Source organism: Achromobacter sp. 1014246743 (assembly GCF_059760725.1).
Window position 1 is genome coordinate 1 of record NZ_JCBANA010000059.1, and the last position, 25,857, is coordinate 25,857.

At 68.1% G+C, this 25,857-nt stretch carries 22 protein-coding genes; 8 read left to right on the forward strand and 14 right to left on the reverse strand.

Features of this window, described 5'->3' with window-relative positions; translation table 11 throughout:
• The 3 genes from AC6LJ2_RS22140 to AC6LJ2_RS22150 all read right to left on the reverse strand — a co-directional run.
• Positions 1-2,355 (reverse strand): phosphocholine-specific phospholipase C (locus AC6LJ2_RS22140; RefSeq protein ID WP_498152191.1); only part of this gene is annotated, 2,355 nt, incomplete at its 3' end.
• Positions 2,356-2,395: 40 nt separating this feature from the next.
• On the reverse strand, positions 2,396-2,551 hold the full coding sequence (locus AC6LJ2_RS22145; RefSeq protein ID WP_498152192.1) for a hypothetical protein: 156 nt from the start codon (positions 2,549-2,551) through the stop codon (positions 2,396-2,398).
• A 164-nt stretch (positions 2,552-2,715) separates the two neighbouring features.
• The gene (locus tag AC6LJ2_RS22150) at positions 2,716-3,693 is read right to left on the reverse strand and encodes a GNAT family N-acetyltransferase (RefSeq protein ID WP_263910072.1); all 978 of its coding nucleotides are present in this window, start codon (positions 3,691-3,693) and stop codon (positions 2,716-2,718) included.
• Positions 3,694-3,765: 72 nt separating this feature from the next.
• On the opposite strand from AC6LJ2_RS22150, the gene AC6LJ2_RS22155 reads away from it, so the two are divergent.
• Positions 3,766-4,578 (forward strand): metallophosphoesterase, encoded by an 813-nt coding sequence (locus tag AC6LJ2_RS22155; RefSeq protein WP_025139195.1) that lies wholly within the window; start codon positions 3,766-3,768, stop codon positions 4,576-4,578.
• Between the two features lie 84 nt (positions 4,579-4,662).
• Here the strand turns inward: AC6LJ2_RS22155 and AC6LJ2_RS22160 are convergent, their stop codons facing one another.
• From AC6LJ2_RS22160 to nirB, 3 genes are read right to left on the reverse strand one after another with little or no spacing between them, the layout of a single operon-like run.
• Positions 4,663-5,916, reverse strand: coding sequence for a nitrate- and nitrite sensing domain-containing protein (locus AC6LJ2_RS22160; protein WP_263910071.1), 1,254 nt, complete (start codon positions 5,914-5,916; stop codon positions 4,663-4,665).
• 25 nt (positions 5,917-5,941) lie between these two features.
• Positions 5,942-6,370 (reverse strand): nitrite reductase small subunit NirD, encoded by a 429-nt coding sequence (nirD, locus tag AC6LJ2_RS22165; RefSeq protein WP_263910070.1) that lies wholly within the window; start codon positions 6,368-6,370, stop codon positions 5,942-5,944.
• Positions 6,370-8,949, reverse strand: coding sequence for a nitrite reductase large subunit NirB (gene nirB, locus AC6LJ2_RS22170; protein ID WP_498152193.1), 2,580 nt, complete (start codon positions 8,947-8,949; stop codon positions 6,370-6,372). Before nirB ends, nirD begins: the two co-directional genes overlap by 1 nt.
• Positions 8,950-9,340: 391 nt before the next feature.
• Here nirB and AC6LJ2_RS22175 point away from each other — a divergent pair, with 391 nt between their 5' ends.
• Positions 9,341-13,267, forward strand: a complete 3,927-nt coding sequence (locus AC6LJ2_RS22175) for a bifunctional nitrate reductase/sulfite reductase flavoprotein subunit alpha (protein ID WP_498152194.1) — start codon at positions 9,341-9,343, stop codon at positions 13,265-13,267.
• A 49-nt stretch (positions 13,268-13,316) separates the two neighbouring features.
• Here the strand turns inward: AC6LJ2_RS22175 and AC6LJ2_RS22180 are convergent, their stop codons facing one another.
• From AC6LJ2_RS22180 to dkgB, 3 genes are all read right to left on the reverse strand, one after another.
• Positions 13,317-14,366 carry an NADP(H)-dependent aldo-keto reductase gene (locus AC6LJ2_RS22180; protein ID WP_498152195.1) on the reverse strand — a complete coding sequence of 350 codons (1,050 nt, stop codon included), beginning with the start codon at positions 14,364-14,366 and terminating at the stop codon, positions 13,317-13,319.
• Positions 14,367-14,499: 133 nt separating this feature from the next.
• Positions 14,500-15,390 carry an NAD-dependent epimerase/dehydratase family protein gene (locus tag AC6LJ2_RS22185; protein ID WP_445657407.1) on the reverse strand — a complete coding sequence of 297 codons (891 nt, stop codon included), beginning with the start codon at positions 15,388-15,390 and terminating at the stop codon, positions 14,500-14,502.
• 70 nt (positions 15,391-15,460) lie between these two features.
• A complete protein-coding gene (dkgB, locus tag AC6LJ2_RS22190; protein WP_263910065.1) occupies positions 15,461-16,264 on the reverse strand; it encodes a 2,5-didehydrogluconate reductase DkgB in 804 nt (267 codons plus the stop codon).
• Positions 16,265-16,365: 101 nt separating this feature from the next.
• On the opposite strand from dkgB, the gene AC6LJ2_RS22195 reads away from it, so the two are divergent.
• The 3 genes from AC6LJ2_RS22195 to AC6LJ2_RS22205 are packed head-to-tail and all read left to right on the forward strand — an operon-like array spanning position 16,366 to position 18,030.
• The gene (locus AC6LJ2_RS22195) at positions 16,366-17,268 is read left to right on the forward strand and encodes a LysR substrate-binding domain-containing protein (protein WP_445657409.1); all 903 of its coding nucleotides are present in this window, start codon (positions 16,366-16,368) and stop codon (positions 17,266-17,268) included.
• A 47-nt stretch (positions 17,269-17,315) separates the two neighbouring features.
• Complete coding sequence (locus AC6LJ2_RS22200) at positions 17,316-17,675, forward strand: translation initiation factor Sui1 (RefSeq protein WP_498152196.1); 360 nt, start codon at positions 17,316-17,318, stop codon at positions 17,673-17,675.
• Between the two features lie 4 nt (positions 17,676-17,679).
• Positions 17,680-18,030, forward strand: a complete 351-nt coding sequence (locus tag AC6LJ2_RS22205; protein ID WP_445657410.1) for a DOPA 4,5-dioxygenase family protein — start codon at positions 17,680-17,682, stop codon at positions 18,028-18,030.
• 5 nt (positions 18,031-18,035) lie between these two features.
• On the opposite strand, the gene AC6LJ2_RS22210 is transcribed toward AC6LJ2_RS22205, so the two are convergent.
• Entirely contained in the window at positions 18,036-18,947 is a 912-nt protein-coding gene (locus AC6LJ2_RS22210) for a LysR family transcriptional regulator (protein ID WP_498152197.1), read from the reverse strand.
• A 154-nt stretch (positions 18,948-19,101) separates the two neighbouring features.
• On the opposite strand from AC6LJ2_RS22210, the gene AC6LJ2_RS22215 reads away from it, so the two are divergent.
• Positions 19,102-20,268, forward strand: a complete 1,167-nt coding sequence (locus tag AC6LJ2_RS22215; RefSeq protein WP_445657412.1) for a mandelate racemase/muconate lactonizing enzyme family protein — start codon at positions 19,102-19,104, stop codon at positions 20,266-20,268.
• Positions 20,269-20,291: 23 nt separating this feature from the next.
• On the opposite strand, the gene AC6LJ2_RS22220 is transcribed toward AC6LJ2_RS22215, so the two are convergent.
• A complete protein-coding gene (locus AC6LJ2_RS22220; protein WP_498152198.1) occupies positions 20,292-21,116 on the reverse strand; it encodes an AraC family transcriptional regulator in 825 nt (274 codons plus the stop codon).
• A gap of 90 nt (positions 21,117-21,206) precedes the next feature.
• Between AC6LJ2_RS22220 and AC6LJ2_RS22225 the strand changes: the two genes are divergently transcribed.
• Complete coding sequence (locus AC6LJ2_RS22225) at positions 21,207-22,400, forward strand: FAD-dependent monooxygenase (protein WP_263910058.1); 1,194 nt, start codon at positions 21,207-21,209, stop codon at positions 22,398-22,400.
• A 79-nt stretch (positions 22,401-22,479) separates the two neighbouring features.
• Positions 22,480-22,884, forward strand: coding sequence for a lysozyme inhibitor LprI family protein (locus tag AC6LJ2_RS22230; protein ID WP_263910056.1), 405 nt, complete (start codon positions 22,480-22,482; stop codon positions 22,882-22,884).
• 116 nt (positions 22,885-23,000) lie between these two features.
• Here the strand turns inward: AC6LJ2_RS22230 and AC6LJ2_RS22235 are convergent, their stop codons facing one another.
• The 3 genes from AC6LJ2_RS22235 to AC6LJ2_RS22245 all read right to left on the reverse strand — a co-directional run bounded on the left by AC6LJ2_RS22235 (position 23,001) and on the right by AC6LJ2_RS22245 (position 25,850).
• The gene (locus tag AC6LJ2_RS22235; RefSeq protein WP_263910054.1) at positions 23,001-24,512 is read right to left on the reverse strand and encodes a tripartite tricarboxylate transporter permease; all 1,512 of its coding nucleotides are present in this window, start codon (positions 24,510-24,512) and stop codon (positions 23,001-23,003) included.
• A 12-nt stretch (positions 24,513-24,524) separates the two neighbouring features.
• Positions 24,525-24,953 (reverse strand): tripartite tricarboxylate transporter TctB family protein, encoded by a 429-nt coding sequence (locus tag AC6LJ2_RS22240; RefSeq protein ID WP_175191249.1) that lies wholly within the window; start codon positions 24,951-24,953, stop codon positions 24,525-24,527.
• A 402-nt stretch (positions 24,954-25,355) separates the two neighbouring features.
• Complete coding sequence (locus AC6LJ2_RS22245) at positions 25,356-25,850, reverse strand: CHRD domain-containing protein (RefSeq protein ID WP_445657416.1); 495 nt, start codon at positions 25,848-25,850, stop codon at positions 25,356-25,358.
• Between the last annotated feature and the right edge of the window lie 7 nt (positions 25,851-25,857).

Here is a 25,857-nt window from a genome sequence, read left to right on the forward strand (position 1 = left end):
GGCGGCACGGGTCATGGCTTCGGCATGGCTGGCGCGCAGCAGCCGGGCCACCAGATACACGCCCAGCGATTTGACCAGCATGAACACCACGACCGCGGCCAGGATCAACTGCCATTCCCGGGCCACCACGCCCATGGCCGGATCGCTGACCGTGTGCGCGCCGGTTTCCACGCGGCCGGCGAAACGGCGATAGAACGCCGGGTCGCTGGAACACGTGACGGCGAAGTCGTACCACAGCCCGCTGGCCGCCAGCGCCCAGTTCATCGACGCCTTGCCGCCGCCAGGCACCGCCTGCGGCCAGGGACCGTCCTGCCGATATGCCAGCGGCGTGATGGTGAAGGTGCAGGCCTTGCCGCCGGTGTTGAGCAGCTCGGTGTAGACCTCGCCATTGGCGATGTCGTAGCAGACGCGGATCTCGGGCAGCACGCCACTGTCGGCGATGCGGTTGGTGTCGCCCTTGAAATGGCGGTGATAGCCGTTGGGGCCCAGCACCCACAGGTCGTACATGCCCAGGTTGTCGGCCAGCACGTTCCAGGTGTCGTCCAGGGTCTTGCCCGGCTCGACCGCATAACGGCGCGGCAGGCGGTCCAGGTGGTAGCGGTCGTACACGTGGAATACCGCGGCCTGCGTGCCGGTATTGGCGAACACCAGTTGCACCGTGCCGGCCGCGTCGCAGCGCGCGCTGGTGTGCAGTTCATACGGCAAGGCGCGCGACGGGCGCGTGCCGCTGGCCTGCAGCGGCAGCTGCATGTCGGTGGGCAGCGGCATCTGCGGCAGGGCTTCCTGCGCGGTACGCAGCTGGTCCGCCGCGCTGCGGGTGGCGCGACCGGCCAGGGTCGGCAGCGATTCGGTGTTGGGCGTCTTGAAATTGAAGGCGCTGGTCAGGTCGCCGCAGACGGCGCGGCGGAACGGGCTGATGTTGGGCTCGGCCACGCCGAAGCGCGCTTCCAGGAAGCGCAGCACCGAGGTGTGGTCGAACACCTGCGAATTGACCCAGCCGCCGCGGCTCCAGGGCGAGATCACGTACATCGGCACGCGCGGGCCGGGGCCGTAGACGCGGCCGTCCGGGGCGGGCTGGCTGGTGCTGCCGGTGGGCGCGCCGTGGGTGAAATACTCGAACGCCATGTCGGCGGCCGACAGCGTCGCCTTGCCCGCGAAGGCGCCGCCGCCAGCCGGCGCCGGCGCGGACGGCGACGGCACGTGGTCGAAGTAGCCGTCGTTCTCGTCGAAGTTGATCAGCAGCACCGTCTTGCTCCAGACCTCGGGCACGGCGGTCAGCGCGTCCAGCACCTCTTGCAGGAACCAGGCGCCCTGCACGGGGCTGGACGGATCGGGATGCTCGCAATAGATCGACGGCGCGTTCATCCAGCAGACCTGCGGCAGCTTGCCTTCGCGGATGTCGCGCTTGAAGGCATCCAGGTACTGCTCGGGCGCCGTGCCCGGCAGCGTGTTGGCGATGCCCTTGTAGAGCGGGTTGGCGGCGTTGTCGGTGGCCGGATCGTAGGCCTTGTACGGCAGCGCCTGGCCGGTGTTGGCGTACGGCGAACCCGGCGAGCCGCCGCTGGACACCGGAAAGCCCGAGGCGATGTTGGCCTGGCGGAACTGGCGGAACGCGCCCAGCATGTTGTCGCCCCATTCGTCGGGCATGTTCTGGTACGAGATCCAGCTGACGCCGGCCGCCTCCAGGCGCTCGGCGTAGGTCTTCCAGGTGTAGCCGGTGTTGACGCCGGCTGGCAGGCCGTCGATCCAGTCCCATTCGTTGTTGACGAAGGCGGTGTTGGTGGCCGTGGCGCCATTGGTACCGGTCAGGTGGAACGAACGGTTGGCGTCGGTGCCGGTGTGCATGGCGCAGTGATAGGCATCGCACAGCGTGAAGGCATTGGCCAGTGCGAACTGGAACGGAATCTCGCGCTCTTTGAAGTAGCCCATCGAGATGTCGGTCTTGTACGTGGGCCACTTGGCCATGCGGCCGTGGTCCCAGGCATTCTGGCTGTCGTTCCAGCTGTGCGGCGTGCCGTTGGCGCGTTGCGCGTTATGGGTGCTGCCATCCAGGTGGAAAGGCGTCAGCACGGCGCCGTTGCTGCGCTGCTGCTGCCAGACCTTGCGGCCGTTGGCCAACGGAATGGTGATGCGGTCGCCAAAGCCGCGCACGCCCTTGAGCGTGCCGAAGTAGTGGTCGAACGAGCGATTCTCCTGCATCAGGATGATCACATGCTCGACGTCCTTGATGGTGCCGGTGGCATTGTTGGCGGGAATGGCGAGCGCGCGGCGGATGCTGGGCGGAAAGGCGGCCAGGGCGGCGGCGGCAAAGCCCGCGCCCGTGGCGGTCTGCAGGAAATTGCGGCGGGTAGTCATCAGGTGTACTCGGGATCGTTGAGGACGGCGCAACCGCCGCTTACGGTGCGCAGCGCAACTGGGGCGCAGGCTTGGGCTGTTCGGTCACCGGCGGGGTGGACGGCGCGGGATCATCATCGGAGGAATCGTCACCGCCACAGGCGGTGAGCGTGGCGGCCGCGAGCAGGATCGCGGCAAGGCTTCTTGCAAGACGCATGGAGGGCATGGGGAGGTTCTTCAGAAAGGGAGAGACCGACCTTGCCGGGCAGTACCGGCAAGACCCCAGCGAGTCTAGGAACGTGAAGTGACAGCGCCGTGAAAGGTGGCGTGTTCAAGCGGGCCGCGGCGCGTTTGCGCGGCCCTTTAGTGTGTCCAGATGCGTCAGCGCGCGGGTCGGCTGAAGCGCTGCTCGACCACCACGCCGCCCCACTGCGTGCCTTCGGCTTCGTCGGTCAGCACGAAGCCGGCGGACTCGTACAAGTGCCGGGCGGCATCCAGGCCCTTGAAGGTCCACAGATACGTTTCATCCACATCGAGCGTATCGGCAAAGCGCAGCGCGCGCGCCAGCAAGGCGCGGCCCACGCCCATGCCGCGCAGCGATTCGTCGACGATGAACCAGCGCAGGTGCGCGGTGCGCGCGGGCAGGTCGCTGTCGATGGCGATCGAGGCCAGCGTGCGGCTGCCGTCGGTGTAGCGCCACAGGTTCTTGCCGGGCGCGGGCAGCGCTTCGGCGAAGGCGGCCAGCCCCGTGGCCACCAGGCGTTCGAACACCACGCCGAAGCCGGCGGCCTGCGCGTAGTAGCGCGCGTGCAGGCTGGCCACGTCGCCGATGCAGCCGGGCGCGTAGCCTTCCTGGATCTGTGCGTCGATGGCCTCGGCGGCCTGCGCGGCGCGGGTGTTGGGGTTCTCGCGAGCCAGCGCATCGGCGTACAGCGACAGGTAGCGGATCAGCGCTTCCTGGTCGTGGGGCGCCAGTTGGCGCAGGGCCTTGGACACCTGGTCGGTGGCGAACTGGTCGATGCGCTTGCGCAGCTCGACCCCGGCCGGGGTCAGCGACAGCCGCGAGGCGCGGGCGTCGCCGCTGTCGGTTTCGCGGCTGACCAGGCCGGCGGCTTCCAGCTTGGCCACCTGGCGGCTGGTGTTGGATTTGTCCAGACGCAGGATCAGCGCCAGGTCGCGCGCCTGGATGCCGGGTTGCAGCCCGATCTCGATGATGGCGTGCACGGCGGACGGCGCCAGGTCGCTGTCGGCCAGCGACGCGCGCATGAAACCCAGTTCGCGCACCAGCTTGCGCGAGAATTCCCGCAGGTCGCGGATGGTCTGGTCACGGGATCGGGCGGGAAAGTCGATAACATCCATGATGGCGCGTCCTGAAGTTGCGGGTCGCAACCAATATACTTGCGTGTCGCAACCAAAACAAGCCCCCGGCCCATGAAAATTCAACTGCTGTCCGACCTGCACCTGGAGAACAACCCCACGTTCGTGGCGTCACCCACCCCGGGGGCCGACCTGCTGGTGCTGGCGGGCGACATCGGTTCGTACCAGCAACGGTCCAGGCTGACCACTGACGACTTCGGCCTGGGCACCTATTCGCCGCGCAACGGCTGGCCGACGCCGGTGGTCTATGTGCCGGGCAACCACGAATACGACAACCTGGATTTCGACGAGACGCATGACCGTCTGCAGGCGCTGTGCCATGCGCTGGACATCCAGTGGCTGGAGCGCGAGACCCGGGTCATCGACGGCGTGCGGCTGGTGGGCACGACGCTCTGGACCGACTTCGACGCGCTGGCCGCGCCCGGCGACACGCTGACGCAGGCGCTGAACAAGCGCGGCAAGGCGTTTCGTGCGGCGGACTTCTACCTGGAAAAGGCGCAGATGCGGCGCCACGGCGCGCCCTTCATGGCCGAGCAGATGCGCGAACAGGGCCTGGCCTGCCAGGCCTGGCTGGAAGACGCACTGCGCACGCCCTTCGACGGCCCCACCCTGGCCATCACCCACTTCGCACCGTCGCTGGCCAGCGCCGACCCGCGCTACGGCGTTACGCCCGGCACGGCGGGGTTCTGCAACGCGCTGGATGCGTTGCTGCCCCTGGCCGACGTCTGGATGCACGGCCACCTGCACTGCGCGCTGGACTACGTGAAGGACGGCTGCCGCGTGATCGCCAATCCGCTGGGCTATGCCAAGAAGGGCGAACAGGAAGGCTTCCTGCCGGACGCGTTGTGGGACGTGCCGGGGCGCTGAGGCCGCGGGCGGGCCTGCGCCCCGATGACCTGCCTGCCGCCCAGGCGGCCCCCCGGCCGGCGCCGCTCCCGGTCCGCCCGGCCATCAAGGCGCCGCCGTTTCCAGCTCGGCCAGCACCTGCCGCGCGATCTCGTCCAGCGATCGCCGCTGGTCCATCGCCGCGCGCTGCAAGCGGTCGTGCGCGGCCTGCTCGCTGACGCCATAGCGGCTGACCAGCAGCCATTTGGCGCGTTCCACCCGCTTGCGTTCTTCCAGCGCGCCGCGCGCCAGCGCGAGCGCGTCGTCGGATTGCCGCAGGCGCAGCGCCTGTTCGCGCATCAGGTCCAGGATGGACCGTTCCATTTCCTCGCCCACGCCGTCTTCGGGCGGCACGTCCAGGATGCGGCCTTGCAGCTTGAACAGCATGGCGGGCGCGTCGTCGCGGGCCTGGTCAGCGAAGCGGTTCAGCAGCAGGCGATGGTTGTCGAGTTCAGCGCGGGTTTCCACGATCCGGCGGTGGCATTGCAGCGTCAGCGCTTCGGCCAGCAGGCTTTCCACCGCGCGCATGGCGTCGATGCGCTCGGTGCAGACGCCGAACCATACCTCGGCCAGCCCCGCGTCCACGCGTGCCGCCTCCGACGTGCGCAGCGCCATGTCGCGCAGGCGCTGCACCTGGCCGGCGCCAGGCGCCAATTGTTCCCAGGCGGCCAGCGCGTCGGGCGCGGCGCATTGCGCAAAGCCGTCGAAGCAACGCTTTTGCAGATCGGCCAGTTCCAGCAGGCGGACCTTTTGCGGCTCGGTGAAAAAGCCGGCGGTGTAGCCCATGACGCCGTGGGCCCTTTCCTGGCCGCACAATTCCTTGCCCTGCATGAAGTTCAACAACGCCACCAGCAGCTGCGTCACCCCCGCGTCCAGCGACGAATCGGCGGCTTCGAACACCAGCGCGAACAGGCTGGCGATCAGGCGGGTGAACGCGGCGCCGGCCTCCTCGGCCACCACGCGGCGGTCGCGGATGCGGCCGCGCAGGCGCGGCAGTTCATCCAGCCGGTACAGCGCATAGGCCACGCAGTTCAGCAGCCGCGCCTTGCCGGCGCTGCGGGTCACGTCGGGTTCGAGCCGGTCCAGGAAGCGGCGCACCTCTTCTTCGACGGCGGACGCGTCCGAGCTCAATCCGGCCAGCGTCGGCCGCAGCGCGTCCGAGCCACCACACAGATACAGGTTGGAGCAGCCCCGTTCCTTTTGCAGCACGTGCGCCAGCTTGCTGACGCGCGTGGCCAGTTCACAGGTGCTGGCCAGCGTTTCCAGCCCGTGCAGTTCGCTGCGGCGGGCGGCGAGCAGAAAGCGCAGCGTGGGGGGCATGGCGTATGGGCTCATCGGGGGGGCGTCATGGCGCGACCGGCGGCGCGATTTCCACCGCGTCGCCATTGAAGCGCACGGGCCAGGCACGCAGGGACTGATCAGGGTATTCCACGCAGGCGCCGTCGCGCAGCCGGAAATGCTGCTTGTACAGCGGCGAGGCCACCACCAGCTCGCCGCCCAGGTGGCCGACGATGCCGCGGCCGATCACGTTGGCGCCGGACTTCGGGTCGCGGTTGTCGAGGGCATACAGCGTCGGGCCGGCGGCGTCGGGCAGGTAGAACACCGCCACCTGGCATTGGCCCACCAGCGCCACCACGCCTGAATTGGCAACCAGGTCGCGGCGCGTGCAGGCCGGTTGCCATGCGGTGGCCGGATGGGTCGCCTCGGTCGGGCGGGTCGGCGTGGCGGGCGTATCAGTCGGTACAGCCGCGCGGGCAGCGGTCGGCGGGGGCATCAGACAATCTCCTCGTTGATCGGAATGACACGTGCCGTGGCACGCGCGGCGGCCTCTTGCGCCAGCGGCGCGGGGCGCGGCTGGCCTCGCTCCTGCACGAAGCGGATGTCGGGGTCTCCCCCCGCGCGGTTGACGAAGGTGCGAAAGCGCTTGAGCTTTTCCGGGTCGGACAGGGCGTTGGCCCATTCGCATTCGTAGCGGTCCACCACGGCCTGCATCTGCGCTTCGAGTTCGGCGCCCAGGCCCAGGCTGTCGTCGATGACCACCTCCCTCAGGTAGTCCAGTCCGCCCTCGAGCGACTCGCGCCACACCGAGGTGCGCTGCAGCTTGTCGGCGGTGCGGATGTAGAACATCAGCAGGCGGTCGATGTAGCGGATCAGGGTGGCGTCGTCCAGGTCCTGCGCGAACAGCTCGGCGTGGCGCGGCCGCATGCCGCCATTGCCGCACACGTACAGGTTCCAGCCGTTTTCGGTGGCGATGACGCCGATGTCCTTGCTTTGCGCCTCGGCGCATTCGCGGGTGCAGCCGGACACCGCGAACTTGAGCTTGTGCGGCGCGCGCAGGCCCTTGTAGCGGTCTTCGATGCGCAGCGCCATGGCCACGCTGTCCTGCACGCCATAGCGGCACCAGGTGCTGCCCACGCAGGACTTCACGGTACGGGTGGACTTGCCGTAGGCGTGGCCGGTCTCGAAGCCGGCGGCGATCAGTTCGGCCCAGATGTCCGGCAGCTCGTGCAGTTGGGCGCCGAACAGGTCGATGCGCTGGCCGCCCGTGATCTTGGTGTACAGCCGGTACTTCTTGGCCACGGCGCCGATGGCGATCAGGCCATCGGGCGTGACCTCGCCGCCGGGGATGCGCGGCACCACCGAATAGGTGCCGTTCTTCTGCATATTGGCCATGAAGGTGTCGTTGGTGTCCTGCAGCGGCACCAGATGCGGGTCCTGGATCGGCCGGTTCCAGCACGACGCCAGGATCGACGCCACCGTCGGCTTGCAGATGTCGCAGCCGACGTGGCCGCGGCCATGGCGGGCCAACAGTTCCTCGAACGATTCAATGCCCTGCACCCGCACGATGGCGTAGAGTTCCTGCCGGGTATGGGCGAAGTGTTCGCACAGGCTCTTGTCCACGGCCACGCCGCGGCGCGCAAGCTCGTGCTCCACGACCTGCTTGAGCAACGCCGCGCAGCCGCCGCACCCCGTGGCCGCCTTGGTGCAGGCCTTGACGCCGCCCAGGTCCGAACAGCCGCCGTCCAGCGCGTCGCAGATCGCGCCCTTGCTGACGTTGTGGCACGAACAGACGGTGGCCGCCAGGGGCAGCGCATCCACGCCCAGCGTGGGCGCGCCCTGGCCCACGGGCAGGATCAGGCTGGCCGGATCCTTGGGCGGCGCGATGCCGTTCTGCGCGTATTGCAGCAGCGTGTCGTAATAGCTGTTGTCGCCCACCAGCACGGCGCCCAGCACGCGCTTGCCGTCTTCGGACACCACCAGCCGGCGGTACGAGGCGCCGGCCTCGTCGATATAGCGGTAGCTGCGCGCGCCGGGTGTGGTGCCGTGCGCGTCGCCGATCGAACCCACGTCCACGCCCAGCAGCTTGAGCTTGGTGGACATGTCGGCGCCCTGGAAGGCCGCGGCATCGTCGCCGCACAGGTCCGCAGCCGCGGTGCGCGCCATCTGGTAGCCGGGCGCCACCAGGCCGAAGATGGCGCCATTGAACGCCGCGCACTCGCCGATGGCGTAGATGTTCGGATCGCTGCTGCGGCACTGGCCGTCAACCGCGATGCCGCCGCGCTCGGCCACCGCCAGCCCGGCGTGGCGCGCCAGCGCGTCCTGGGGGCGGATGCCGGCCGAGAACACGATCAGGTCGGTTTCCAGCGGCGCGCCTTCGGCAAAGCGCATGCGGTAGCGGTACTGCGTGCCGTCCTTGATTTCCTGGGTGGCGCGCGCCAGATGCACGCCTACGCCCAGCGCTTCGATGCGCGCCTTGAGCGCCGCGCCACCGGCTTCATCCAGCTGCACCGGCATCAGGCGCGGCGCGAATTCCACCACGTGCGCCTCCAGCCCCAGCGACTTCAGCGCGTTGGCCGCTTCCAGCCCCAGCAGGCCGCCGCCCACCACCACGCCGCGGCGCGCGCCGTCGGCCGCCTCGCGAATGCGGTCCAGATCGTCCAGCGTGCGGTAGACCAGGCGGGAAGCGCCTTGCGCGCCCGCGATGGGCGGCACGAACGGGTACGACCCCGTAGCCAGCACCAGCTTGTCGTAGGGATGGCTACCGTCGGCCGTGACCACCTGGCGCTGCTGGCGGTCGATGCGCAGCACGGGCGTGCCCAGGCGCAGCGTCAGGCCCGGTTGCTCGTAGAAGGCGGCCTCGCCCATCGCCATCGATTCCGCATCGCGCCCGCCGATGTATTCGGACAGATGCACGCGGTCATAGGCGCGGCGGGTTTCTTCGCCGAACACCACGATGCGCCAGCGTGCGAGCGCGCCGCGTTCCACCAGCTGCTCGACGCAGTGATGGCCGACCATGCCGTTGCCGATGACGATCAGGGTCTGCATGGAATTCGAGGAAGTCGCTGTGCTCATGGGGGTTTCAGCTGCCATTTGGGTTTCGAAAAGACAAACGGCGCCCGGGACTGGAGGGTCCGGGCGCCGTTGCCTGCACTGCATGCGTTGTCTGGCCGGACTCGGGCCCGGTATGGATTTCAAAGCAATAAGCGTGCCATCGGCTTTGCGCCCGGATGCGGCCCGCGACGCTGCCCGCCACGCACCTGAACGGGTCGTTCTCGCACCATCCCGGTGCATACGCGCACCGCCGTGCGCGAACCACGCCCGGTTCCCCGGGCGAACCGCCACTGGCATGGAACTTGCATCGAATGCCGTATCGACCCGGCGACGCCGGGCACCAGGGCAATGGCGCCCTGCCCGTCCGGCCCTGCGGCCGCACCGGCAGGGCGCATTTTTTTTGGAAGCGAGCATGAACGGCAGCCTGCGCACCGTAGACACCGTCTGCCCCTATTGCGGCGTGGGCTGCGGCATGACCCTGCACGTGCAGGGCGAACAGGTGGTGAAGATCACCGGCAACCGCGAGCATCCCGGCAACGCCGGCCGCCTGTGCACCAAGGGCGCGTCGGCCCACGTCGCATTGCGCCAGTCGGGGCGGCTGGAACACGCCTGCGCGCGGTTGCAGCGCGATCAGGACCCCGTGCCGCGCCCCCTGCGCGACACCGTGCAGGACACCGCACGGCGGCTGCGCGCCATCATCGATACCCACGGCCCCGACGCGGTGTCGCTGTATGTGTCGGGGCAGATGTCGATCGAAGCCCAGTACCTGGCCAACAAGCTGGCCAAGGGTTTCATCGGCACCAACAATATCGAATCGAATTCGCGCCTGTGCATGGCCAGCGCCGGCAGCGGCTACAAGCTGTCGCTGGGCGCCGACGGGCCGCCCGGCTCGTACCAGGACATCGACCGCGCCGACCTGTTCCTGGTCATCGGCGCCAACATGGCCGACTGCCATCCCATCCTGTACCTGCGCATGATGGACCGCGTGAAGGCCGGCGCGCGCCTGATCGTGGTGGACCCGCGCCGCACCGTCACGGCCGAGAAGGCCGGGCTGCACCTGGCCATCCGCCCGGGCACCGACCTGGCCCTGCTCAATGGCCTGCTGCACCTGTTGCACCAGGCCGGCAAGACCGACGCCGCCTTCATCGCCGCCTGCACCGACGGCTGGGACGCGATGCCCGCGTTCCTGGCGGACTACGCGCCCGAACGGGTCGAGGCCATCACCGGCCTGCCCGCCGCGCAACTGCGCCAGGCGGCCGAGTGGATCGGCGCGGCGGGGCAATGGATGAGCTGCTGGACCATGGGCCTGAACCAGAGCACCCATGGCACCTGGAACACCAACGCGCTGTGCAACCTGCACCTGGCCACCGGCGCGATCTGCCGCCCGGGCAGCGGCCCGTTTTCGCTGACGGGTCAGCCCAATGCCATGGGCGGGCGCGAGATGGGCTACATGGGGCCGGGCCTGCCGGGCCAGCGCAGCGTGCTGTCGGCCGACGACCGCGCCTTTGTCGAACAGCGCTGGGGGGTGGCGGCCGGCACGCTGCACACGCGCCTGGGCAAGGGCACCATCGACCTGTTCCAGCGCATGGCGCAGGGCGAGGTCAAGGCCTGCTGGATCATCTGCACCAACCCCGTGGCCAGCGTCGCCAATCGCCAGACCGTGGTGGCGGGCCTGCGCGCGGCCGAACTGGTGATCACGCAGGATGCCTACCTGGACACCGAGACCAATCGCTACGCCGACATCCTGCTGCCCGGCGCGCTGTGGGCCGAGGCCGATGGCGTGATGATCAATTCCGAGCGCACCCTGACGTTGATGCCGCAAGCCGTGCCGCCGCCAGGCGATGCCGCGCCCGACTGGCGACTCATCGCCGACGTCGCCTGCGAGATGGGCTACGGCCACGCCTTCACCTACGCCAGCGCGGCCGAGGTGTTCGAGGAAATCACCGGCTTCTTCAACCCCGCCACCGGTTACGACCTGCGCGGCGCCAGCCATGCGCGGCTGCGCGATACCCCGCTGCAATGGCCCTGTGCACGACCCGACGGCCCCGTACGCAATCCGATCCGCTACCTGAACGATGGCGTCAGCCAGACGCTGCGTGAGGACGCGGACGGCACGCGCCCGCGCCTGGCGTTCGCCACAGCCAGCGGCCGGGCGCAGTTCTTCGCGCGGCCGCACGTCGACCCGGCCGAGCTGCCCGATGACGAGTACCCATTGGTGCTGAACACCGGGCGCGTGCAGCACCAGTGGCACACGCTGACCAAGACCGGCAAAGTGCCGATGCTGAACAAGCTCAACCCCGGCCCTTTCATCGAGATGCATCCCGACGACGCCCAGGCCCTGGGCATCGGCGCGGGGGACCGCGTGCAAGTGCGCTCGCGCCGCGGCCGCGCGGTGCTGCCGGCGACGATCACCGACCGGGTGCAGCCCGGCCAGTGCTTTGCCCCCATGCACTGGAACGACGTGTACGGCGACGACCTGTGCATCAACGCGGTGACCCACGACGCCATCGACCCGGTGTCGCAGCAGCCCGAACTGAAATACTGCGCGGTGGCGCTGTGCCGGGTGGCGGCCGCCGCGCCCAAGGCCAGGGCGTCGGACGAGGCGGCCGCAGCCGAAACCTTGACGGCCGGTGCCGTCCATATCATCGGCCCCCGCCCCCGCGTGACGCTCCTGTGGGCCTCGCAGACCGGCAACGCCGAAGCGCTGGTGGAACGCCATGCCAACGCCTTGTCGGCGGCCGGCTTTCAGTTGCGCACGGCCTGCATGGCCGACGTGACCGCGGACATGCTGACGCGCAACCCCTACCTGCTGCTCATCAGCAGCACCTTCGGCGATGGCGATGCGCCCGACAACGGCCAGGACCTGTGGCGCGCGCTGGCGGCGACTGACGCGCCATCGCTGGCATCGGTGCGCTACGCGGTGCTGGCACTGGGCGACAGCAACTATGCCGCCTTCTGCGGCCATGGCCGCAACCTGGATGCACGGCTGCAAGCGCTGGGCGCACGGCGGCTGGTGGCGCGGGTCGATTGCGATACGGATTTCGAGGCTCCTGCCGACGCCTGGCTGGCGGATGTGGTGGCCGCCATTCGCACGGCCGAGGGCAATCCGCGCGCGCATTGCGCACCGGGCGTCCCGCCCGACGACATCGCCGCGTCGCGGACGGCCGAGGAGGACTGGCCCGCTGCCGCCGCGCCGGGCAACGCCGGGCCCTCTCACCCGGCCCCGTCCAAAACCCGCCCCACCCTGGCCCGCCTGGTCCAGAACCGACGCCTGAATACCGCCGGCGGCGCCAAGGACACGCGCGCCTTCGCGCTGGATATCGGTGAAACCGGCCTGGCGTACGAGGCCGGCGACGCGCTGGGCGTGTGGCCCGAGAACTGTCCCGAACTGGTGCTCGAACTGCTGGCGCAGACCCGCCTGTCGCCCGATACCCTCGTCACGGTGCCGGGCGTCGGCGACATGTCGCTGGCCCAGGCCTGGGCCCGGCATTACGAGATCGCGCGGCCCGCGCCCGCCGCCCTGGCGTTGATCGCCGAGCGCACCCGCGACCCGGGCCTGCGCCGGTTGCTGCACGAGACGCATCGCGCCGACCTGCAGCAATGGCTGTGGGGCAAGCAATTGGCCGACGTGCTGCACGCCTACCCGGCGGCATTGTCCGCCGGCGAATGGCTGGGTGTCCTGAAGCGCCTTCAGCCGCGGCTGTACTCCATTTCGTCCAGCCCCAAGGCGTACCCCGGGCACGTCCACCTGACCGTCTCGGCCGTGCGCTACGACAACGGCCGGCGCACCCGCAAGGGGGTGTCGTCCACGTTCCTGGCCGACCGCGCGGGCAGCGTGGACGTGCCGATCTTCGTGCAGCCGACGCGCCACTTCCGTCCCCCGCAGGGCGGCGACACGCCGATGATCATGGTGGGCCCGGGCACGGGCGTCGCACCGTTTCGCGCGTTCCTGCAAGAACGCCAGGCGCGCGGCGACCCGGGCCGCAACTGGCTGTTCTTCGGTGAACAGCACGCGGCCAGCGACTTCTACTATCGCGAGGAACTGGAGGCGTTGCAGCGTCAGGGCCTGCTCACCCGGCTGGACCTGGCGTTTTCACGCGACCAGGCGGCCAAGATCTACGTGCAGGACCGCATGCGCGAACAAGGCGCGCAGCTATGGGCGTGGCTGGACGCGGGCGCGCACTTCTATGTGTGCGGCGATGCCAGCCGCATGGCCAAGGACGTGGACGCCGCGCTGCGGCAGGTCGTGGCAGACCATGGCGGCATGGACGCCGACGCAGCCACCGCCTACGTCGCCGGCATGGCGGCGGACAAGCGGTACGTGCGGGATGTGTATTGACCGCGGGAACGGGGGTCGCGCGGGCGGCCCTCGTCGCCGGCAAGCGGGATCAGGGCGCCGGATTCGGGTGGCGCACGTGGATCTGGTCGATGGCCTTGAGCACGTCGGCCGACAGGTCCACATCGACGCTGTCGATATTTTCCTTGAGTTGATCGAGGTTGGTGGCGCCGATCAGGTTGCTGGTGACGAACGGGCGCTGGTTGATCCAGGCCAACGCCAGGTGCGTGGGCGACACGCCGTGCTGGCGCGCCAGTTCGACGTATTCGCGGGTGGCGGCCTCGGCCTGCGGATTGCTGTAGCGCGTGAAGCGCGTGTACAGCGTCAGCCGCGCGTTGGCCGGACGGGCGCCGTCCAGGTACTTGCCGCACAGCATGCCCATCGCCAGCGGCGAATAGGCCAACAGGCCCACGCCTTCGTGGTGGGTGAATTCGGACAGGCCGATTTCATACACGCGGTTGAGCAGGCTGTAGGCGTTTTGAATGGACGCGATGCGCGGCAGGCCCAGGTTGTCGGATGCCTTCAGGAATTGCGACACGCCCCACGGCGTTTCGTTGGACACGCCCACGTGGCGCACCTTGCCGGCGCGCACGAAATCCTGCAGGACCGACAGGGTTTCTTCGATCGGCACGGTGTGGTCGTCCTTGACCCACGGGTACGACAGCTGGCCGAAGGTGGCGGTGGTGCGGTCGGGCCAATGCAGCTGGTACAGGTCCAGGTAGTCCGTCTGCAGGCGCTTCAGGCTGGCGTCCAGCGCTTCGGTCAGGTTCTTGCGGTCCAGGAAGGTCTTGCCGTCACGGATGTGGCCGGGGCGCTTGGGGTCGCGCACCGGGCCGGCCACCTTGCTGGCCAGCACGATGTCCTGGCGGCGCTTGCTGCGCGCCAGCCAGGTGCCGATATAGGTTTCGGTCAGGCCCTGGGTTTCGGGCTTGGGCGGCACGGGATACATCTCGGCCACGTCGACCAGGTTGATGCCGCGCTCCAGCGCGTAATCCAGCTGCTGGTGGGCTTCGGCCTCGGTATTCTGCTCGCCCCAGGTCATGGTGCCCAGGCCGATCAGGCTGACGTCCAGGTCGGTACGGCCGAGTTTGCGGTATTTCAAGTTCTGCTCCGTGCGGTGTCACTGAAGGGGAACGATTACCTTACCGCAACTCGGTTGGCGTTTTGCTGACGGCGGCCGGCCGTTGGGCCATCCCGTGGACGGCCGGCCCGCCGAGCATGGGGTGCGCCCCGCCTTACGCGATGGCGTCGCGCACCCAAGCGATCACGTCGCCGTGCCGCGGCGCCCAGCCCAGTTCCCGGCGCGCCTTGCCCGACCGGACCCGGCTGTTGGATCCCAACGCGTAGGCGCCCAGGTCCTGCCCCCAGTACGCCACCGCCTGGACGGGGTCCCAGGCCTGGGCCGGCCCCAGCTTCAATGCCTGGGCAATCGCGCCCACCAGGTCGACAAAGGCCGTTTCGCCGTTCTCGACAAAATAGAAGCTGCCCGCCGGCGCCTGGGCCAGCGCCAGGTGGTACAGCTCGGCCACGTCCGCAATGTGCACGTTGGACCAGCGGTTCAGGCCCCGGCCCACGTACCGCGCGATGCCGCTTTCGCGGGCCTGTGCCACCAGCGGCGGAATCTGCACGCTCTGCGCGCGCGGCGCCTCGGTGGAACCATAGATCAGGCTGTGGCACAGCACCACGCTGCGCACGCCCGGCGCGGCGCCCAGGATCAGGTCGTTGATGGCAATGCGCGCCACCTTGCCGGGCACCGGGTCGACCGGCGTGGTTTCGTCGAACACCGCGTCCCCCGGCTCGCCCAGCGCGTCGTCGCTGACCAGGCTGCTGCCGCTGGTGTGGATGAACGCCTTGCCGCTGCCGGCCAGCCCGGCCAGCAGCGCTTCGACCGCGCCGCGGTGGTCGCTGCTGGCCGCGTTGATGACGGCATCGGCGGCCTGCGCTTCGGCCTTGAGCCGCGCGACGTCGTCCAGCGTGCCCAGCACGGGTTCGATGCCGAACCGGCGCAGTTCATCCGCCCGCTCCGGATTGCGGATCAGGCCGCGGACCTGATGGCCGGCGCGGGCCATCGAGGCGGCCACCGCGCCGCCGATGAAACCGCTGGCGCCTGTGATGAATAGCTTCATGATGCGTTGCTCCTTGCGTGCCGCGTCCGCGGGCCAGGCCCCGGACACCGGGGTCCAGCCGTGGCGGATCTCAATCCCAGGCGGCGGCCAGGCCGTCGGGGCTGACTTCACGGCCGTTGCGATCCAGCGCGGCGATCTGCGCCATGTCGTCCTCGGTCAGGCGCAGGTCGCGGGCCAGCAGGTTGCTGGCCAGGTTGTCGCGCTTGGTCGACGACGGAATCACGGCAAAGCCGCGCTGCAATGCCCAGGCCAGGGCCACCTGGGCCGGCGTGGCGTTGTGGCGCTGCGCGATCTGGCCGATCACCGGGTCCTTGAGCACCTTGCCGTAGGCCAGGGTCATGTACGAGGTGATGTGAATGCCCTGCGCCTGCAGGAAGCTCACCAGCGTGGGGCTTTGCAGGTACGGGCTCAGTTCGATCTGGTTGGTGGCGATGGCGTCCTTGCCCACCGCGGCGATGGCCTCGCGGGTTTCGGCGATGGGGAAGTTGGAAATGCCGATCTGGCGGGTCAGGCCCTGTTCGCGGGCGTCGGCCAGCGCGGCCATGAATTCGGCCACGGACACGCCATTGCCGGGCGCGGGCCAATGGATCAGGGTCAGGTCGACGTAATCAGTGCGCAGCTTGGCCAGGCTTTCCTTCAGGCTGGGCACGAGTTTCGCGCGGCTGTAGTTGGGCACCCAGATCTTGGTGGTCAGGAACAGGTCGCCTCGGGCCACGCCGCTGGCCTCGATGGCCTGGCCGACCTCGGCTTCGTTTTCATAGATCTGGGCGGTATCGACGGCGCGGTAGCCCACGTCCAGCGCGTTGCGCACCGAATCGATGACGACCTGGCCCTGCAGGCGGAAGGTCCCCACGCCAAAAGACGGAATGCTCATGTAAAAACTCCGGATAAGTGTTGGAATGGGTTCAGTGTGCCTGCGCGATACTTGCGGAATAAGCCCTGTATTGGCGAAATACTTTTGATATAACGTCAAATATGAAGACGACACTCGACGAAATGCAGGTCTTTATCGCCATCGTGGACAGCGGCTCGATCACCGCCGCCGCCGATGTGCTGCAGCAGACCATTTCCGCCACCAGCCGCACCATGAGCCGGCTGGAAGAAAAGCTGCAGACCACGCTGATGCGCCGCACCACCCGCCGGCTGGAACTGACCGAAGAGGGCCGCGCCTACCTGGAGCAGGCCAGGAAGATCATCGCCGCCGTCGAGGAAACCGAAGAACTGATGACCGCGCGCCGCAACCAGCCGGCCGGCCGCCTGCGGGTCGACGCCGCCTCGCCCTTCATGCTGCACGTCATCGTGCCGCTGGTGCCGGGCTACCGCGCGCGCTATCCCAAGGTCGAGCTGGAACTGAACAGCAACGAAGGCAACATCGACCTGCTCGAACGCCGTACCGACTTGGCGCTGCGCATCGGCAGCCTGAAGGATTCGTCGCTGCACGCGGTGCCCATCGGCCGCAGCCGCGTGCGGGTGCTGGCCAGCCCCGCCTACCTGGCCGCGCATGGCACGCCCAAGCGCATCGACGACCTGCAAGCCCATACCCTGCTGGGTTTCTCGCAGCTGGAAGCGCTGAACCAATGGCCCCTGGCCGACAGCACCGGCGAACCGCTGCACATCCAGCCCGCCATCCGTTCGCACAGCGGCGAAACCCTGCGGCAACTGGCGCTGCACGGTGCCGGCATCGTCTGCCTGTCCGACTTCATGACCCGCGCCGACCGCCAGTCGGGCGCTTTGCAGCCGCTGTTTGCGCGCCAGACGCTGGACGTGCGCCAGCCGATCAACGCGGTCTACTATCGCAATACCGCGATCTCGTCGCGCATCAAGTCGTTCATCGACTACCTGACCGACACCCTGGGCCCGCGTGGCTTTGACGAGTAGGCGGTGCGGCATAATGGCCGCTTGAACCTGCCTCACCCCGCAACACCATGAAGAACAGCTCCAAGGGCGGACTCGTCTATTCCACCGACGGCGGCCGGATGTGCCCGGATTGCCGGCGCCCGCTTGCCGATTGCCAATGCCAGGCGCCAGCGCGCCCCGCCCCGGCCCCCGGCGGCGTGCGCGTCATGCGGGAAACCAAGGGCCGCGGCGGCAAGGCCGTGACCGTGGTGAAAGGCCTGCCGCTGGACGCCGACGCGCTCGCCGCGCTGGGCAAGCAATTGCGCACCGCCTGCGGCTCGGGCGGCACCGTCAAGAACGGCATCATCGAAGTCCAGGGCGACCACTGCGACCGCATCCTGGACGCACTCAACAAACTGGGCCACCGCGCCAAACGCGCCGGAGGCTGACGCCATGATCCTGAACCCCGAACTCGTCGACAGCTGGCACGCCCACGTCTATTTCAACGCCGACAGCCGCGACGCGGCCTGGAACTTGCGCGAACAGGTCATCGCGCACTTCGGCGACACGGTCGACATGGGCCGCTTCCATGAACGCCCGGTCGGCCCGCATCCGCAATGGAGCTACCAGATCGCGTTCGCGCCGGCCGCGCTGCATCAGGTCATGACCTGGCTGACGCTGAACCATGGCGCGCTGGACGTGTTCCTGCACCCCAACACCGGCCAGTCACTGCGCGACCACCGCGACTGCGCGGCCTGGATCGGGCATAGCCATGTGTTGAACCTGGCCGCGCTGGGCGGCTGACGACGCTAGGCGGCTGACGCCGCGGGCGTCTCGAACCGCGCCATCAGGAAATCGATGAACGCGCGCGTGCGCGCCGACAGGTTGCGCTTGCTGGGGTAATACACGAACAGGTCCGCCGACGGCAGGATGAAATCCGGCAGCACCACGCGCAGCCGGCCGCTTTCCAGGTACTTGGCCAGGTCCCATTCCGAACGGATCAAAATGCCGTGGCCGTCCAGCGCCCAGTTCAGCACGATGTCGCCGTCGTTGCTGGACAGCGCGCCGTGCACCTTCACGGTGTCGGCGCGGCCGTTGCGCGTGAAGCGCCACACGCCGTAGGCGTCTTCGTTCTGGCGGTGAATGATGCACTGGTGCCGCTCAAGGTCTTTCAGGCTGGCGGGTTCGCCACGCTGCGCCAGGTAGCGCGGCGCGGCGCACAGGAAGCGCCGGTTCGACAGGACGCGCCGCGCCACCAGGCGCTGGTCGGGCAAGGCGCCGAAACGAATGCCCAGGTCCACCCCGCTTTCGACCAGGTCGATGGGGCGGTCGGTCACGTCCAGCTGCACCTCGACCTGCGGGTGGCGCGCGGCGAATTCGGACACGATGGGCGCAATGGCGGTGCGGCCGAAGCCCAGCGTGGCATTGATGCGCAGCAGGCCCTTGGGCACCGAGCGGCTGGACGACACCACGTCTTCCATCTCGCGCACATCGGCCAGGATGCGCGTGGCGTAGTGCAGATAGGTTTCGCCTTCGGGCGTGAGGCTGATGCTGCGCGTGGTGCGGTTCACCAGCCGCACGCCCAGCCGCGCTTCAAGTTGCGCCAGGCGCTTGGTGGCCGCGGGCGGGGTCAGGTCGAGCATGCGCGCCACCGCCGACAGATTGCCGTGGCGGGCCAGCAGCACAAAGAATTCCAGCGAAGACGCCAGGTCGTGGTTCATGGGAAGCCCTTGCGCGAAGGCACTATCGCACCCGATGCCGGGCACAGTTTTATTCACTTTAAGTTAATAAAGATGTGATTTCCAGCGAATCATAATGCGAGGCGACGCGAATAATCTACGGTTTTCCCATCCGCCGCCCGGCCCAGGAGACAGCATGAAAATCATCGAGATCCGCGAAAAGACCGTTCCCATCAGCTCGCCCATCCGCAACGCCTACATCGACTTCAGCAAGATGACGCTGAGCCTGGTGGCGGTGGTGACAGACGTGGTGCGCAACGGCAAGCGCGTGATCGGCTACGGCTTCAATTCCAATGGCCGCTATGGCCAGGGCATGCTGATGCGCGAACGCTTCATTCCCCGCCTGCTGGAAGCGGACCCCGCCAGCCTGTTGAACGACGCGGGCGACAACCTGGACCCGCACCGCATCTGGAACACGATGTACACCAACGAAAAGCCCGGCGGCCACGGCGAACGCTCGGTGGCCATCGGCACGCTGGACATGGCGGTGTGGGACGCGGTGGCCAAGATCGAGGGCAAGCCCCTGTTCCAGCTGCTGGCCGAACGCTATGGCAACGGCCAACCTGACCGCCGCGTGTTCGTCTACGCGGCCGGGGGCTACTACTACCCGGGGCAGGACCACGCCAAGCTCAAGGACGAAATGCGCAGCTACGTCGACCGCGGCTACACGGTGGTGAAAAAGAAGATCGGCGGCGCCTCGCTGGACGAAGACCTGCGCCGCATCGACTCGATCCTGAGCGTGCTGGGCGACGGCCGCAAGCTGGCGGTCGACGCCAATGGCCGCTTCGACCTGGACACCGCCATCCAGTACGCCAAGGCGCTGTCGCAGTACGACCTCTTCTGGTATGAAGAAGCCGGCGACCCGCTGGACTTCGAACTGCAGGCCACCTTGCGCAATTACTACGACAAGCCGATGGCCACGGGCGAAAACCTCTTCTCGATGCAGGACGCGCGCAACCTGGTCCGCTACGGCGGCATGCGCCCCGACCGCGACTGGCTGCAGTTCGACTGCGCACTCAGCTACGGCCTGGTGGAATACCTGCGCACGCTGGACATGCTGCGCCAGCATGGCTGGTCGGCCAGCCGCTGCATTCCGCATGGCGGCCACCAGATGTCGCTCAACATCGCGGCCGGCCTGGGGCTGGGCGGCAACGAATCCTACCCCGACCTGTTCCAGCCGTATGGCGGCTTTCCCGATGGCGTGCGGGTCGACAACGGCTACGTCACGCTTCCGGAATTGCCCGGCATCGGCTTCGAGGGCAAGTCGGACCTGATCGCCGAGATGCACAAGTTGGCGGAATAAGGCCTGCCTCAACCCGGCCCGGGCTAGTCCTGGCCCGCCGCCCCTTGCAGATAGCGGCCCGGCGTCATGCCGTAGGCACGCTTGAACATGGCGATGAAATTGCTGGGCGTGGCGTAACCCAGCGCGTCGGCCACCTGCGCCACCGGTTGGCCGGCGCTGAGCCGTTCCAGCGCATGGATCAAGCGCAACTGCTGGCGCCATTGCGCAAAGCCCAGGCCGGTTTCGTCGGCGAACAGGCGCTGCGCCGTGCGGGGCGCGAGGCCCGCTTGCACCGCCAGGGCATCCAGCGGGCGATTGTCGGCGGGGTCTTCGGCCAGGGCCTGCGCCAGGCGGGCCAGGCGCCGATCGCGCGGCCACGGCAGGTGCAGGGGTTCTTGCGGCGCGGCTTCGATCTCGTCCAGCAGCACCGCCGCGAACCGCGATTGCGCCGAATCCAGCGACAGCTTGTCCGACCAATCGCCCGCGCGCCGCACCATGGCGCGCAGCAGGCTGCCCACCCCCAGCACGCACGGCGCGGGGGGCAGATGCACGGCGGCCTCGGGATGCACCAGCGCCACCCAGCCGCCGGCCGCGTCCGCCACGCTGACCTGGTGCCGCTGGCCAGGCGGAATCCAGCCCGCCCGTTGCGGCGGCAGCAGCCATGCCCCCGACTCGGTGCGCACCCGCATCGAGCCGCTGTCCACCCCGAACAACTGGCCGCGCGCGTGCGCATGCCAGTCGTAGTCGCGCGAGCCCAGGCGGAATTCGTTGCCCGGCGCATCCGCGCCGTGAAACACGCACAGCGCCGGGCCGTCCAGCAGTTCGCTGTAGTCGGGGCCAGGCGGGGAATCGGGCTGTCGGGTTTGCATGGTTTGTTGGCGCACCGGCATTACCGGCGCAAGACCGCTTGCGCGCAAGCTGCAAGGGTACCGGTCGATCCGGCTTTCTTCGAGAGCATTATGCAGAATCTCCATGTTTCCATCATCGGCGCCGGCCTGGGTGGCCTGTGCCTGGCGCAGGGCCTGGCGCGCGCCGGCATCGACGTCGACGTCTACGAACGCGATGCGCGCACCGATAGCCGCGTGCAGGGCTACCGCCTGCGCATCGACGCCACCGGCCAGGCGGCGCTGGCGCACTGCCTGCCGCCCGAATTGAATACCCTGTTCCAGCAAAGCTGCTCGGCCCATGAGCATCCCGGCGCGATGCTGGACGCCCGCTTGCAGCCGCTGCCGCAGCGGGCTGCCGGCACCTGGCAGCTGGACGACGGCGCCGTGCCCGACCGCTCGGCGCACCGGCAGACGCTGCGGGAAATCCTGTTGTCGGGGTTGGGGCCGCGGGTACATTTCGACAGCAAGGTGATCGGCCTGGACGCGGCAGGCTTGCACCTGGATGGCCTGCCCGTGCGGACCGACACGCTCGTCGTGGCCGCCGACGGCGTGCATTCCGTGTTGCGGCGCCAGCATCTGCCGCAGGCCCAGCCTGAGGACACCGGCACCGTCACGATCTTCGGCGTGGCGCCGGCGGGCTGGCTGGCACGCAACGATCTGCCTGCGGACTTGCAAGCCGGCGCGGGCGTGGTGTTCGGCCCAGGCTACGCGCTGGTGCTGGACGCCATGCAACTGCCGGCGCTGCCGCAGCTTGCGCGGCAATGCACCGCCGCCGGCCCGCTCAGCGACATATCGTCCTACCAGTACTGGGCCGTCATCGGCGAACGGGCCGCCGTGCTGGGCACGGACGCGGTCTGGCATGACATCGACGCGGCTCCGCACGATGCCGAGGCGGGCCAACGCTGGCAACGCGCCGCCGAACGCCTGCTGGCCCCCGTGCACCCTGCGCTGGCCGCCATGGTGGCCGCCAGCGATCCGGCCGGCATCGCCTTGAAAACCGTGTACAGCGCCCCCGCCCTGCCCCGCTGGACGCAACCCGGCTTGACCTTCCTGGGCGACGCCGTGCACGCGATGAGCCCGGCAGGCGGACTGGGCGCGAACACGGCCCTGGCCGACGCGCAATCGCTAACCACTTTGTTGGCGCAGACGCGACAAGGCCTGCCGCTGGGGCAGGCCTTGCAACGCTATGACGCGGATCTGCGCCAGCGTGGGGATGCCGCCGTACACCAATCGGCGCTGGCCGCCGCCCGCATCATGGGTCGCTGACCCGTCGGGCCGGATGGACGATAATCAGCGGCTTGAGGTTGCCATTCGGCATTCCCCCCACCCCACGGCCCCTATGCGCATGCGTTCAACACTTCGCCGTCGCGTCTTTGCCGCGCTCGTCCTGGCCGCATCGTCCAGCGCGCAGGCGCAGGACTGCAAGGCGGACGACTACTCGCCCATCTGTACCGACATGCGGGCACAGGCCGCCTACGAGGCGGCCGATAGTGATCTCAACAAGGTCTACCAGCAGGTGCTGAAAAGGCTGTCGCAGCCTCGCACCGAGGATATCGACTACCCCACGCTGAAAACGAAATTCACCCAGGCCCAACGGCAGTGGGTGCGTTTTCGGGATAGCGAGTGCGATGCCTGGTACGGGGTCAACCAGGCTGGTACCGGACGCAACGCAGACCAGATGGCCTGCCTGCTCAAGAGAACGCAACAGCGAACCGGGCAGTTGCAGGAGTGGCAGGCCTATCTGCCCTAGGGCCTGTTCACACTGAAAGGAGCCTCGCACAGGCCCTAGCACGTGCGAGGCACGCGCCAGGGCAATCCGTCAGGCCCCGTCCACCCGGCAAGCCGTGTCGACCGGGCCATGCGGCCTCAATGGTCGGCGGTCTGCGGGGCCAGCGCCGGGGCTTTGCGCGCCTTGCGCATGAACACCACCAGCTGCCACACCACCGCGGCGCCGATCAGGCCCAGCAGCGTGCCGCTGATCGGACGCGAGAAGAACGTGCCGAACTCGCCGCGGCTGAGCAGCATGGCGCGACGGAAGTTCTCTTCCAGCATGGGGCCCAGGATGAAGCCCAGCATCAACGGCGCCGCTTCCATGCCCAGGCGCAGGAACAGATAGCCGATCAGGCCGAAGATCGCCGTGATGTAGATGTCGTCCAGGTTGTTGTTGATGCTGAACGTGCCGATGCAGCAGAAGAACAGGATCGCCGGGAACAGCACCGTGTACGGGATCTTGAACACCGACAGCCAGTAGCGCACCAGCGGCACGTTCAGGATCAGCAGGAAGCAGTTGCCCACCCACATGCTGGCCACCAGGCCCCAGAACAGGTCCGGGTGGGTGGCGATCATGTTGGGGCCGGGCTGGATGCCCTTGACGATGAACGCGGCCAGCATCAGCGCCATGACGGCGTTTTCGGGGATGCCGATGGCCATCAAAGGAATGAAGCTGGTGCGTGCGGCCGCTTCGTCGGCAGCGGCTTGACCGGCCACGCCTTCGATGGCGCCGCTACCGATTTCGTCGCGATACTTGCTGAAGCGCTTGTCGGCGGCATAGGCGGCGAACTGCGCGATGGTGGGGCCGCCGCCGGGCAGGATGCCCAGCACCGAACCGACCACGCTGCCGCGCAACGCGCTGGGGATGATGCGCTTGAACTCGGGCCACGTCGGAATCAGCTTGATCTTGCCGTTGAACGGCGTGAGCGTATTGCGGTTGTCCAGGTTCTTGACGATTTCGGCGATGCCGAAGCAGCCCAGCGCGATGCTGATCAGCCCCACGCCGTCCTGCAGGAACGCCAGGTCCATCGTGTAGCGCGCCACGCCGCTGTTCACGTCGGTGCCGATCACGCCCAGCAGGATGCCGATCATGGCCATGGCCAGGCCGTTGAGCAGGCTGCCGCTGCTGACGAAGCTGACGCAGAAAAAGCCCAGCAGCATCAGCGCGCAGTAGTCGGCCGGGCCGAACAGCAGGCCCACTTCGCCCAGCGCCGGCGCCATCGTCGACAGCACCACGATGGCGACGGTGCCGCCGATGAAGCTGGAGACGCCCGCGGTGAACAAGGCCAGCCCGGTCTTGCCCTTCAGGTTCATCTGGTAGCCGTCGATGCACGCCACGATGCTGCTGGCATGCGGGATCTTCATGGTGATGGCGCTGACGCTGTCGCCGTATTGGGCGCCGTAGTAGATGCCGGCCAGCATGATCAGCGCGCCGCCGGTGGGAATGGAGTAGGTCAGCGGCAACAGCAGGCTGATGGTGGACAGCGGGCCCAGGCCCGGCAGCAGGCCGACCAGGGTGCCGACCACGCAGCCGATGGCGCAGTACATCAGGTTCTGCAAGGTCAGCGCGTGTTCGAAGCCGAACGCGAGGTTAGTCAGGATATCCATGGCGTCGTCTCATCAGAACAGGGGCAGGTTAAGACCGAGCAGATTGCGAAAGGCAAACGCCACCGCGATCAGGCCCAGCGAGATCTTGATATTGCGCACCACCGAATACGAAGTCCCCGCCAGCGTCGAGCAGAACACCAGGAACACGATGCCGACGATCATGTTGATGAAGCCGGACACCACCGCAAAGCCGCACAGGCTGAGCATGATGATGGCGATGTTCTTGAAGCTGTAGCTGAGCGGCACCGGCGGCACGAAGCGCGAGCGCAGCACCGTGATCAGGCCGATCACCCCCAACAGCGAACTGACCATCAGCGGGAACAACCCTGGTCCGGACCGGCTGAACGTCCCCAACTGATATTTCGTGGCCGCCAATCCGAACAACAACGCGAAGGCGATCATGAAGAGCCCCGCAACGAAGTTTCTATTGCTTAGATACATAAGACACGCCCTCCCAGGCGATGGCACTTTTTGCTTGTTTTTTTTCCGCCCGGTTCTCCAACCGGCCAGGTTTACCCGCCTGTCTTTCCGCTGAAAATTTCGGTGCTGCGGGCGAGTTCGGCAGATAGTAGAGATCGACACTTCCAATCTGCTTTCGCTTTTTGCGCCGGAACGCGCGAAAGACTTATCGCTTTCCCGTAGGTCGCGTGACATGAAGCTGACTGATTTCTGAATGCATGAAAAAATTCAGGAAGCCGTCAGGCACGACCCCGTTTTCAGCAAGGTGAAAACGAAGCGCGCAGGCCGATCCGACGCTGCGGACAACCGCAGCGGGAGGGGAAAGAAGGGGGAAACCCGGGCGGACAACCCGGGTGGAAAGCGGGGCTGAAATGCGGCGCGCAGTCAGCCGCCGTGTACCCCGCCCCGATAGGTCTTGATCTGCCCGCGCAGTTCACCCTCGGGATGCGCCGCGGTGGACGCACTGACATACCAGCGCTCGGCGATCAGGTCTTCGATCTGCGCCGGGGTCAACGTGCTGCGGCCTTGCAATTCGCGCGCGCCACGGTCTTCTTCCAGCACGAAAGGCGGCAGCACGATGAGGGCCGGCGCGTTCTCGTGCTCGGTCGCGGGCCCGTGGAAAGCGGCCTGCGTTTCCGGCCCGGTCATGCGGGCCAGCGTCACGCGCCATTCGAGCACGCCGGTGGCCGTGTACAACGTGGCGCGCATCGAGCCGCCCGCCGGCGCCTTGACCGGCGGCACCACGTACTTGGCGTCGATCCAGGCTTCGAAGAACATGAAGTCGGGCCGCGGCGCGGCGCCGCCGCCCTGGGCCGATGCGCCGCGTTCGGCGGCGGTCGGCGCCACGCCAAAACCGCCCGACCAGGCGGACCGCGTCATGGCAAGT